Below are 12,396 nucleotides of genomic sequence, written 5' to 3' on the forward strand. Positions count from 1 at the left end.
TGACATCATATCTCCTGGCCCTTGGCCGACAAAAAAGCCTGATTCAGGCTTTTGCTGATAGTGACCTTTACCCCTTCCATCGCCGAGGCGAGCTGCCCCTGCGCATTATAAAGGGCGACATCGGCGCAGAGCTGGCGCGATGAGTGGCTCTTCACCCACAGGCGAAGTTGGCCCTGTTCACCGGGGCTAAGCTCAAGGTGTTGCACCGCGCGCGTAAGGCTTGCTGGCAGGCTGGCGGCATCGTATTTGAGTCGCGCCCACACCAGGAGCGCCTGCAGCAGGGCGTCCTGCTGGATAATCGCTGCCTGTCCCGGTTCGACACTGGCAGCAGGCAGCATCACAGTGCAGCCCAGCCCGCCATCATCAAACCAGCTCACGTCACCAATCATCTGCAGCGCAGGCCCATGAAACAGCGCGCCATCCTGATAGAGCTGCTTGCCTGTGACTACCGCCTTGTCCGCCGACTGCCGGATATCTGCTGCCATGGCCTCGGATGGCAGTGAGAGTGGGCTTGGTGGTTGCAACCGTGCCTCGTATTGGGGGCGGCCGTCGCAGCTGATAAGCGCCGACAAGCCGGCGTCCGTGACGTTAAGCTGCATGGTCAGGGCTTTTTCATCGCTGTCGAACACCACGCCCTTGAGCAGACGATAGTCATGGGGTTGCCACTGCCCGCCAAAGTGACGGGTGGCCGCATCTTGCATCCATTCCAGGGCACAGACGGTAGGCAGCACAGCGTTACCGCCAATCTGATGATCCTCAAGGAGCGCCAGATGTGGACGGTAAAGGGTGCGACCGAGGGTAATTCCGCTGTGCCCCTCAGGCTTTTTTAGGTTTGCGCCAGCCTGGTCTGCATTGCCCTGCATGCTGGAGCCCACCAAAATCTGGGACTCAGCGCGGCCAAGCACGGCTTCGGCAAAGAGGGCTGCACCCAGGGGGCGGGGGATAACGTACACGCCGCGCTCCTGGAACATTTTTTTCAGGCTGTCGGTGACCATGCCGCCATCCCATGGGCCCCAATCGAAGGCCACCACGCGGCAATCCGGTTTGGCATGGGCCAAACGGTGGGCAGCCTTGTTGAGAATTTCATTGGCCATGGCGTAGTCACTCTGCCCCTTGTTGCCATAAAAACCGGCCGCAGAGGAAAAGAGCGCCACCAGTTTCAGCCCGTCAAGGTTTGCCAACAGGCCTTTGAGACCATCAACCTTGGTGCCTGCCACCCGCTTGAGTTCATCGAGGGTCTTGTCCTGAATGAATTTATCGGCGAGCACACCGGCGCCGTGAATGAGGCCTGTGACAGGGGCAATGGCCTGTATGGGCCCCAACGCTTTGGCGATGGACTCGGCCGATGATACGTCCATGGACAGGTACTCGGCGCTGGCACCCAGGTCGCTGAAGGCCTGCAGTGCCTGCTGAATTTCCAGGGCGCTGGCAAGGGGGGCAATCAGGGCGTCCACTTCCTTGGGCGTGGGGCGTTTGCCACCTGCCAGCAGCTCCTGAATGGCCGCTTGTTTAAGCTCTGTCGCCGCAACCCCTTTGGCCCAAACCGGGAACTCATTGAGGCTCAGCGCCTTGCTGCGCCCCGCCAGAATAAAGTGGGCGTGGGTGCGCGCTGCCAATGCCAGGGCGCAGTCGAGGGTTACCCCTTTTGCACCCCCGGTCACCAGTATTTTATCTGTGCTGTTTAACGCTGTTTTTGCTGAAATTTGCTGCGCATCGGTTGCCAAAGCAGCAAAGCGGCCATCGGCAGCTATACCCCATTCAAGCAAGTCATCAGCACCATAGAGGGCGTCAATCACGGCATCGGCCAGCGAGGTGGCATCCAACTGGGCCGCCACATCCAGTGCCCGGCAGTGCGTATGGGGCCATTCCTGGGCCAGGGTTTTGGTGAGGCCAAAGAGGGCGGCCTGATTCAGCTCCACATCGGCGCCGGAGAGCCCCAGTTTGCCGTCCATGCGCGCCGCTGTGATAAAGGCGCGTCTGTGGGCGCCTTCTGCGGCAAAATCCGCAGCCAGGTGCTTGGCGAACAAAAACGCCAGGGATACCTGAGAAAAAGCCTCATCACTGAAACGGGCAGTCGCCTTAACGTCTGCGGCGCCGTCATCTGCGGCCATGACAGGTTGCAGATGAATAAAGGCCGACACGGGCTCAAGCGCTTTGATCAGCGACTGGATTTCGGTGTCCATGTCGCCGCCCTGAGAAAGTGTGCGGGCATCTATGCTGGCATCCAATACCGACTGATGGCCCAGGCTGTCGCAGCGAATGACGGTGACCGCATGGCCTTTGGCATCCAAACGACCTGCCAGTACACCGGCATTGTGGCCGTCATCGAGGATGATGACACGACCCTTGGCGGCAAACAGCCCGGTGGCCGATGGGGCCTCGAGTCTATCTGCCGCCTGCAGCTTTTTTAGGGCAACCCCCGTGTGCGGGGCAAGCTCGGTGTCGGTGCTGGCATCTGTGCCCACATATTGGTTTGGCAGGGAGAAGCTTTCGACGATTTGCCCCAGGGTGCGGCATTCGGCGAGGGTGGCGGCATCCACTTCGGCCAGACCCGGCAGGCGCTCCTGCACCGTGCCTAAAATCTCTACCCGTTTGATGGAGTCGATACCGAGGTCTGCTTCCATGTCCATGGCCAGGTCCAGCATCTCCACCGGATAACCGGTTTTCTCGGCCACCACGGTGAGCATGGTGTCCAGCACTTGTTGTGGCGTTGGGGTTGGCAGCGTTGCCGCAGCGGCCGCAGCAGTTGCGTTATCGGACTCGAAGGCAGATGCGGTGGCAGATTCAGAGGCAACTATGTCCTGGGCTGCCGCCAGTGCAGAGACGGCGATATCCACTTCCACCTCGATGCCCGTATCCGCGTCAGCCTCTGTTTGTTGGGCTTCGGCTTTGCCGTTGTCTGTGGCGTCCTGCGCGCCGTCCGTACCATAGCAGGCGATGATGTCGCCCAGGGTGCGGCATTCGGCCAGGGTGCTGGGGTCAATTTCCGGCAGGCCTGGCAGCGCATCCTGCACTGTGCCGAGGATTTCCACTCGTTTGATGGAGTCAATACCGAGGTCTGCTTCCATGTCCATGGCAAGTTCCAGCATCTCGGCGGGGTAACCCGTCTTGTCGGCCACGACGTTCAGCATTACAGCGGTGATATCGCTGCTGTTTTGTGTGGACTGGGTTGCCCCTTGAGCGGCCACCTGAGATACAGCAGCTTGAGATACAGCAGCGCCTGTCATGCTGTGCATGTAGGCGACTATGTCGGCGAGGGTACGGCACTCGGCCAGCGTCGCGGCGTCCAGCTCAGGCAGCGTGGGCAGTTCATCCTGCACTGTGCCGAGGATTTCCACCCGCTTGATGGAGTCGATACCCAGATCTGCTTCCATATCCATGGCCAAATCCAGCATCTCGGCGGGATAGCCGGTTTTGTCGGCCACCACCTTCAGCATCACGGGAGTGATATCGCTGCTGCTATGGGCAGCCTGATGAGAAGCTGGCGCAGCCGTTTGAGATACAGGTGCCTGAGAGACCGCAGCGCCTGTCATGCTGTGCATGTAAGCGACTATGTCTTCGAGGGTACGGCATTCGGCCAGCGTCGCGGCGTCAAGCTCAGGCAGCATGGGCAGTTCATCCTGCACTGTGCCGAGGATTTCCACCCGCTTGATGGAGTCGATACCCAGATCTGCTTCCATGTCCATAGCCAAATCCAGCATTTCAGTGGGATAGCCGGTTTTGTCGGCCACCACTTTCAGCATCACGGCGGTGATATCGGCCGAGGCTGATACCGGCGTGGGCACGGCCTGAGAGTGGGATGTGGCGGCAGTTACCGGGCTTGTGCCTGCGACCTTATGCATGTAAGCAACAATGTCTTCCAGGGTACGGCACTCGGCCAGGGTGGCGGCATCCAGCTCAGGCAGCGTGGGCAGTTCATCCTGCACTGTGCCGAGGATTTCCACCCGCTTGATGGAGTCGATACCGAGGTCTGCCTCCATGTCCATGGACAGGTCCAGCATCTCGGTAGGGTAGCCTGTCTTGGCGGCTACAACCTGCAGCATGATGTCCTGGATTGGCAATGCAGCCACAGAGGCGGCGGCCGGGATTACCATGGCCGGTGCGGGCATGGGGGCTGCAACCTGTGCAGCAACAGGAGCCGTCACAGGCGCTTCAGGGGCCTTAACCACTGGGGCGGCCATGACCTGAGACGCAGCTGCCACAGGGGCAGCCACAACCGCGGCGGCCGTTTGAGGCGCCTGACTCACCAGCGTTTGACCCGAGAGGGCGCTCAGCATTTGTTCACTGCCAAGGACCTGGGCGCGCATAAAGTCGCTGTGGATTTTCAGGGTATCGGCCTGATGCTGGTGGAAAAGCTCCAGCGCGCGCTCAGTGGCGGCAGGGACTGGCAGACCGGCACTGGCGAGCTCCAGCTGCTTTTGCATCAGCGCCTGCACCCCTTCACCGTATTGGGCAGGAATTGTCAGAAACTGCTGATGCAGGGCCGCCAGTTGCTGCTGGGCGGCAAACAGTGCTTCCAGCGTACCTGTGCCGACGTTTGTTCCAGCGCCTGCTGTCGGCGCCGGGCTTGTTTGTTCACTCGCCGCGGTGGTCTGGACTGCGGGTGCTGGCTGGGCGGGGGCTGCCTTTGGAACGTATTGGGTCTTTTCCACGATTTTCTCGACAATCTGGGTTTGTTTGCTTATCTGGCCGTCCTTGAGGGAGGCCTGCATGCGCGCGGCAGTGGCCGGACTCAGGTAGTTGCTGGCGCTGAGCTTGACCGTAAGCGGTGATTTGGGCATCGCCTTGTGGGACAGCTGCTCGCGGTACGGATCCGGGTTGGTGATGGCAAATCCTGCGGTGGCCAATTCAACTGCGGCCAGCTTGAGCTTGCTGTCGGCGCGGCCCTGACTGCCCACCGCCTGGGCATCCAGCGACAGAATAAGGCACGCTTTGGCCCGCTCGCCGAGGATGGCATCCACCAAACGGCTTAAGGTGTTCTTGGGACCAAATTCGATAAATACCCGTACACCATCGCGGTAGAGGCTTTCGATTTGCGACTCAAACTGCACCTGCTCCAGCATCTGGGCCTTCAGGCTCTGCTTGAGGCTTTTGCCATCAGTGGGACGTTTGTCGCCGGAGGCATTGGCATAAAGCACAGCATGGGCATCGCTGAAGGATTCCTTGTCGATGGCCTTGGCAAAAGGTGCATGGGCATGGCCAACCAAGGGCGTATGGAAGGCGCCCGACACCGGCAGCGCGATGGCGCGAATGCCCTTGTCGGCAAGGGCTTGCACCAGCTGCTTAACCGCGTCTGTGGGGCCTGCCAACACCAGCTGGGTGGGGCTGTTATGATTGGCAATCACCACGGATTCGTGCTGGGTAAGTAAGGTGTCCAGAGTGCTTCTGTGGCTGGCGTCCGGCAGTATCACGGCGGCCATGGTGCCCGCGTCCTTGCCTTTTGGTACGGATGCCATGGCATCGCCGCGGGCAAAGGCCAGGCGATAGTAGCTGGCCTGGTCAATCACACCGGCAGCGCGCAGCGCCGAGAGCTCGCCAAAGCTGTGGCCTGCCACCGCATCCGGGGTTAAACCGGCGGCCTTGAGAATTTCAAATTGCCCCATGCTGACCACGCCAATAGCGCTTTGGGCGATACGGGTGTTGGTGAGCGCCTCTTCGTCTTGCTTGCGGGCATCGCTATCGAACTTGGGAATGGGGAACACGTGGCTTGAAAGCTCGCCAGTGCCATGACGGCCTGGGTATCCGCGCTGGTGGAAAACCTCGTCGGCGGCAATAAATTCGGCGCGCATCTCGGGGTAGAGCATGGCAAGCTCGCCGCCCATCCCGAGATATTGGCTGCCCTGACCGGCAAAAAGAGCGGCCACCCTGGTATTTTTCGCCATGGCCTGGGCGCGGAAACTCATGTCTTGGGTGTGCCAGTCATCTGATGAGGTGGCAAGTTTTTCGATGGCATCTTCCAAACAGGCTTTGAGGGCCTTTGCATTGGCGGCCACTATTCCCAGTCGTGGCCATTCGGCCTTGGGAGGTTCGCCCTTGAGAGTGAAAGGCGCTGTCAGGGTTTCGAAGGTTTCTTCGGTGTTTGAAAGACGCTCACAAAGGGCCTTGAGATCATTGGAGAGCGCCTCGCGACTGGGCGCGGCAAATAGCAGTGGTACCTGGGTGGAACGCAGGCGATAGGGCGTGCGGCCATGGTCGCGCTGATACTCTTCCATCACCAGATGGAAGTTGGTGCCGCCAAAGCCAAAGGAGCTTACTGCGGCGCGGCGCGGCGTGCCATCGGGACGCGGCAGCCAGGGGCGCGTCTCGGTGGACAGATAAAAGGGCGAGGCTTCGATATTGAGCTTGGGATTGGGTTTGTTCACATTGATGGTGGGCGGTAACACCTTGTGATGCAGCGCCAGAGCGGCCTTGATAAGCCCGGCGGTACCCGCCGTTGACTTGGTGTGACCCACCTGGGACTTGATGGACCCCAGGGCAATGTGCTGGGTTTCATCGCTGCTTTCGCCCATCACCAGACTGAGGCCGGAAAACTCGGCCACATCCCCTGCGGCCGTGCCTGTGCCGTGAGCTTCCATCAGACCCAAAGTATGGGCAGGGAATCCGGCATCATCGTACGCGCGGCGCAGGGCCTTGGCCTGACCTTCGGGACGCGGGGCATAAATACTCTTGAACTTGCCGTCGCTGGAGGCGCCAACCCCTTTGATGACGGCGTAAATTTTATCGCCGTCGCGCTCGGCATCCTCGAGGCGCTTTAAGGCCACCATGCCAATACCTTCGCCAATCATCATGCCTTTGGAGTCGGCATCGAAGGGCTTGATTTGCTCGTCCACGGTGAAGGCCGGGGTCTTGGAGAAGCTCATGTACATGTAGGCGGAGTTATCAGTACAGGCGCCGCCGGTGAGCATCATGTCGGCGCGACCTTCGGTGAGCTCGGTAAGGGCCATGCGGATAGCCGCGAGGGAACCGGCGCAGGCGGCGTCGACCACGCAGTTCATACCACCCAGGTCAAAACGGTTGGCGATGCGTCCGGCAATCACGTTACCCAGGCTTCCCGGGAAGGAGTTCTCTTCCCAGTGGATGTATTGATCCTGAAATTTGCGAATGAGCATCTCGCTGTCGGCATCGCTGATGCCACTCTCGCGAAAGACTTTTTTCAGCACAGGATATTGCAGGCGGGCATTGAGGCTCTGGCTGATTTTTTGGCCGCCACCAATGCCTAAGGTGATACCGATTTTATCGCGGTCGTGGGCCGAGTTTTCGCTGACGCCCGCGTCTTCCAGTACTTCTTTTGCCACGATGAGTGACAGCAGCTGGGCGCTGTCGGTGAGCTCCAGAATATTGGGCGGCAGGCCAAACTCCATGGGGTTGAAGTCGACCTGTGGGATAAAGCCGCCGCGTTTACAGTAGCTCTTGTCCGGTGAGCGTTTATCGGCGTCAAAGTAGTCATCAATCTGCCAGCGATCGGCGGGAACCTCTGTAATGGCGTCGATTTTGTCGCAGATAAGATCCCAAAAGTCGTTCAGATAACGGCTGTTGGCAAAGAGACTCGCCATGCCGACGATGGCAATGGGGGTGTCCTTGAGACGCTTGTTAAGGCGCAGATCCTGCGCGTCCTGAGTCTTGGACTCGCTCATTGGGCAACTCCTGTTGGCGCCGGGCGTTCCGGCGTCTTTTTGCGGGTCTTGGCGCCGCGGACATCGGGAAAGCGCGCCAGGAAGGTTTGATAATTGCGGGCGAGCAGCTTTTTAAGCTGGAATGGCCCCTGATTGAGCACATGGCTCATATAGCGGTCGGCCGCCTTGAAGTCGGCATCGGCCTCTGTGTCCGGATAAATATCGACATACACCCAGTCGTGGGCTGTGGCCATGCCAATGAGCACGGAATAGGAGCCGTCCTGTTCAATGGGCACATGCATGGCTTCCACTTGCACCACGGTTTGCTCGTCTTCTGCGGGCAGTGCCAGGGTTTGGGCCAGGGTATGACTGTTCAGAGCATAGTTTTCAGTGCCGCTGTCACGAAACACGGGTAACAGGGCAAAGTGTTTATCTGGCAGGGCATCAACCGGGGTGATATCACCCAGGCGTGAGACGCCGTGGCGCTTGAGACAACGGGCAAGACCGGAGCGGGATACCCCGTGGTTGATATGTTGCTGGGTGACTTCGAGCAGCTTATCCAGTGTGAGCTTGAGTTGGTATCTAAGCCCCACGACCACGTATTCCTGCACCGGGGTCAGGGTGGTGTTGAGGTGGTGAGGCAGATTGGAGCTGTCGGCCACAGTGGCGCGATTTTTCCACTTGCGCACCGTGGCCGGGGTGATATTGAGCAAACGTGCAAGTTCCGCCACTGGCAGCGGCGACTCCTGGATAAAACGGCGCATCTCCACCGTGGTGGTGGCATTGCGGTGTCTGGCGCCGGTTTTTGGGGAAGGCGCTGATTTATCCGCACTCATGCGGCTGTGGTTCCCATCGTGTTATTGACTGTCCTTTGATGGTGTTTATCTGCCTGCTGACGGTAACGCGGGATTGTCACTTAGCGCACAATCAGCCGGAACCAGATGCCATTCATGGGGCGATAGGTTCGTTGGATGATTGGCATAAACCCTGTCCACGCAGCCGGTGCAAATCAATGGTGATGCAGATTACCTGAGGACGGGGAAAGATACAATCAGGCGGGACTCATTGTGAGGGCATAAGTCGAATTGTTTCTAATTGTTCCGCATGTTGAATTTGTGTTTTATGTATGTTGCTATTGGCGTTCGCGTCGGTCCTTATTCGATGCAAAATTCACATTCTAGGGAGAGAGATTATGTTTTTACAAAAACGGAATGCATTTGTTGCAGGGCTTTTACTGGCAACTGCCACCTTGGTCGGCTGCGCCAGCTCAGACAGCAATCTGACTGACGAAGAACGCCAACTGGCAGAACAGCGCAAAGAAGCGCTGGGCAAGGCTGGATACAGATGCGATACCGTTAAAGTGACGGGCTCCAATTTGCCATCCAAGCGTTGTACTACCCGTAAACAACGCGAACAAGAGAAAGACAATGCTCAATCTTATGTCGATGAAGTGATCCGCGGTACGGTTCCTGAAGAGACAAAATAGTCCTTTAACTTCCCGCCCGGCTGGTTGGTCTTGTGACCTCAGTCAAATCCTGTGTTCATTCTCAGAACTATACTGCTTTTGTAGCCAAGTAGAATGTGACACAAGGAGGCCGTTATGGCTGAGTACCAGACCGCGAGGATCCGCAACTTTGCCTTGCTTGGGCATACCGGAGCGGGTAAGTCCTCGCTGCTTGAGGCACTGCTTTATGGTGCCAGGGTAATAAACCAGCGGGGCAGGGTGGATAAGGGCACAAATCATGCCGATTTCACTGCCCAGGAAAAAGCCCACCAACATAGTCTCGAACCATCCTTCCTCAATCTAGATTTCGACGAACACCACATCAACCTTATTGATACCCCCGGATTACCCGACTTTTTCGGACGCGCGCTCTTACCTTTGCCAGCGGTAGAATCTGTACTCTTGGTGGTGAATGCCGCCACAGGGATAGAGCCGGTTACTGCCCGAGCGTTTGAAGCTGCCCGGGCACAGGGCAAAGTGGTGTGTATTTGTGTGAACCACATCGATGGGCATTTGGATAAGCTGCCCGCCATTATTGAAGAGCTGCAAACCACCTTCGGCCCCCGCTGTCTGCCGGTTAATCTGCCGTCTGCCGATGGAAACGATGTGGTTGACTGCTATTTGCACTGCGAAGATACCCGCCCCACGCTTTTTTCCCAGGCCGCCTCGGCGCGGGATGAGCTGGTGGACACAGTGCTGGAAGAAGATGAAGCCCTGATGACCCTGTATTTGGAGCAGGGTGAAATGCTCAGTGCCGAGCAGCTCCATGAGCCTTTGGAAACGGCACTCAGAATGGGGCATCTGGTGCCTATTTGCTTTACCAGTGCAGAGCTTGATATCGGCATCGCCTCCTTGCTTGAAATCATGGTTAAGCTGATGCCCAGTCCGCTGGAGGCCAATCCGCCGCAGTTTATCAAAGGTTTCGGTGACAAGGCCGTGCCGGTTGATGTGACCCAAAGCCCGGATGACCATGTGCTGGCACAGGTGTTCAGGGTGGGCATAGACCCCTATTTTGGTCGGGTGGCTGTGTTCCGTTTGTATCAGGGCACGCTGGAAGCGGGTATGCGGCTTTTTATTGGTGCCGACCGCAAGCCAGTGAAAGTGGCCCACCTTATCAAGCTTCAGGGCGCCGAAACCACGGAGGTAGAAAAGGCCATTCCCGGCGATATCTGCGCGCTTTGCAAAATTGATGAGCTGGAAGTGGGTTCGGTTTTGCACGACAGCCACGATGAAGACGAGTTCCATCTGCGGGAGCTGAAAATGCCCCAGCCGATTTTTGGTTTGGCGGTATCGCCCAAACGCCGTGGCGATGAGCAGAAAATTGCCGAGGTGCTGGCCAAACTGATAGCCGAAGATCCCAGCCTAGCGGTGTCGCAAAATGATGCGGAAGGCCAGACAGTGCTGAGCGGTCTTGGGGATCTGCATTTGCAGATTGCACTGGAAAAGGCCCAGAGCGTGTTCAGGGTGGATATGGAAACCTGCAAGCCAGCGGTGGCTTATCGGGAAACCGTGTGTAAGGCAGCAACGGCCCGTTATCGTCACAAGAAGCAGTCCGGTGGCGCCGGGCAATTTGGCGAAGTGGAGCTGACCGTTGAGCCTTTACCAAGGGGACAAGGATTTGAATTTGTCTCCAAAGTAGTTGGCGGCGCCGTGCCCACCCAGTTTATTCCTGCGGTGGAAAAAGGTGTGCGTGAAGCGCTCAAGGTTGGGCGACTTGGCGGTTATCCGGTGGAAGATGTGCGCGTTACCGTGCTCGATGGTAAGCACCACAGCGTTGACTCCAAGGAGATTGCCTTTGTGATGGCCGGTAAAAAAGCCTTCTATGAAGCCTTTTTGCAGGCAAACCCGGTGATTTTGGAGCCGCTGGTGTCGATGGAGATTCTGGTGAGTGCCGAGGATGTGGGTGATATAACCGGGCATCTCAGTTCCAGCCGCGCCATGGTTTGCGGTACCGAAGCCCGACGTGATGGCAAGGTAAAGGTATTGGCCGAAGCGCCGCTGTCCACCGTGGATGACTACGCGACCCGGCTTAAGTCCATGACTTCGGGCGAAGGTGAATTCACCTTAAGCTTTGCCCGCTATGAGGTTGTTCCCCCAGCGGTGCAGCAAAGCCTGCTGCGTACCATAGAGGATAAAGACGACTAAATGTAACCTGTTTGCCAGCAGTTTACAGACATCTCTCCCAAACCTTTGCGGCGCTTTGTGGACCTCCCCCGGCGCCGCTTTTTTATGTCTTCGGTTTGCGTACCAGAAATGGGGCAGGACATCCCGAGTGACGAGAGATGGCGGGCATCTGTATCGGCAATAGGGCGCTCGATACAGGCGATAAGGCTCCGAAACCCGGGCCGTGTCGGTTATACTCTGTCAGCCGTTTTATGCCTTTTTTATCAGCCACGCGAGTAGCCAATGCCCCATTCGATCACCGACCGCGGTTTAACCCTGACCTTGACCCTGGTGACATTGCCCGGGCTCAAGGATGTGGGAGAGGAGATGGAGCAGTTGGCGCATCGCTGCAGTCACTGGCTCAGCGATGATGAGCTGGCCCGCATTGGCAGAGCGACCTTACCCGGTCTGTCACTGCGACAACGCTTGGTTAGACTGTGTCTCAGAGCGGAGCTTGCACGCCAGACGCAGATGACTCCCGATGCGTTTCGTTTCGATTACGGCCCTCAGGGCAAGCCGGAATTGCGACGGCAACAAGGCGGCCCCTTTGCCTTTAACCTCAGCCATAGCGGTGACAGGCTGCTGCTGGCGGTGATTAGTGGGCATGACGACAGATGCGAATATAACAACGACTTGTATCTTGGTGTGGATATAGAGCGTAAACGCACCAACACCGATATCAACGCCATTTACCGCCACTATTTCTCGGCCCCGGAACAGGCTTATCTGGTGTCACTGGATAACGCCCAAAAGCGAGACGCCTTTTTTGATTTGTGGGCGTTAAAGGAGTCGTATATCAAGGCAACGGGCAGGGGGCTGGCCGAGGGGTTGCACAGCTTTGCCTTCGACCTTGAACAGGCCACTGCTTGTGATAAAGAGGGTTTTAAGCAGTTCTATCAGGGGCTTGAACCAGCAATGCTCTCGCAGCATCAGGGGGATATTCGCTGGCAATCCTGGCTGGGGCATATAGACAGTGACTATCGCGTGGCCGTTACCCTGGGAGCCTGTGGTGAAGTTGGCGCAGAACCGACGCTGACGCTGACACAGCACTCATTGCACAGTTTGCTGAGCGAGTTCAATTCTCACATTCCGCTTTAACGCTCAAGCTGTGCTTTA

At 57.9% G+C, this 12,396-nt stretch carries 5 protein-coding genes; 3 read left to right on the forward strand and 2 right to left on the reverse strand.

Features of this window, described 5'->3' with window-relative positions; all coding sequences use genetic code 11:
• Positions 1-5: 5 nt before the first annotated feature.
• The gene (locus SAMA_RS05845) at positions 6-7,634 is read right to left on the reverse strand and encodes a type I polyketide synthase (RefSeq protein ID WP_011759231.1); all 7,629 of its coding nucleotides are present in this window, start codon (positions 7,632-7,634) and stop codon (positions 6-8) included.
• On the reverse strand, positions 7,631-8,449 hold the full coding sequence (locus tag SAMA_RS05850; RefSeq protein ID WP_011759232.1) for a transcriptional regulator: 819 nt from the start codon (positions 8,447-8,449) through the stop codon (positions 7,631-7,633). Before SAMA_RS05850 ends, SAMA_RS05845 begins: the two co-directional genes overlap by 4 nt.
• A gap of 356 nt (positions 8,450-8,805) precedes the next feature.
• Here SAMA_RS05850 and SAMA_RS05855 point away from each other — a divergent pair, with 356 nt between their 5' ends.
• The 3 genes from SAMA_RS05855 (at position 8,806) to SAMA_RS05865 (ending at position 12,378) form a co-directional block, all read left to right on the forward strand.
• Positions 8,806-9,099: a hypothetical protein gene (locus tag SAMA_RS05855; RefSeq protein ID WP_049757839.1), complete on the forward strand. Its 294-nt coding sequence runs from the start codon at positions 8,806-8,808 to the stop codon at positions 9,097-9,099.
• A 114-nt stretch (positions 9,100-9,213) separates the two neighbouring features.
• Positions 9,214-11,262, forward strand: coding sequence for an elongation factor G (gene fusA / locus SAMA_RS05860; protein WP_011759234.1), 2,049 nt, complete (start codon positions 9,214-9,216; stop codon positions 11,260-11,262).
• A 261-nt stretch (positions 11,263-11,523) separates the two neighbouring features.
• On the forward strand, positions 11,524-12,378 hold the full coding sequence (locus SAMA_RS05865; protein WP_011759235.1) for a 4'-phosphopantetheinyl transferase family protein: 855 nt from the start codon (positions 11,524-11,526) through the stop codon (positions 12,376-12,378).
• The last annotated feature ends 18 nt before the right edge of the window (positions 12,379-12,396 follow it).

It is taken from the genome of Shewanella amazonensis SB2B (assembly GCF_000015245.1).
Classification (GTDB): Bacteria; Pseudomonadota; Gammaproteobacteria; order Enterobacterales; family Shewanellaceae; genus Shewanella; species Shewanella amazonensis.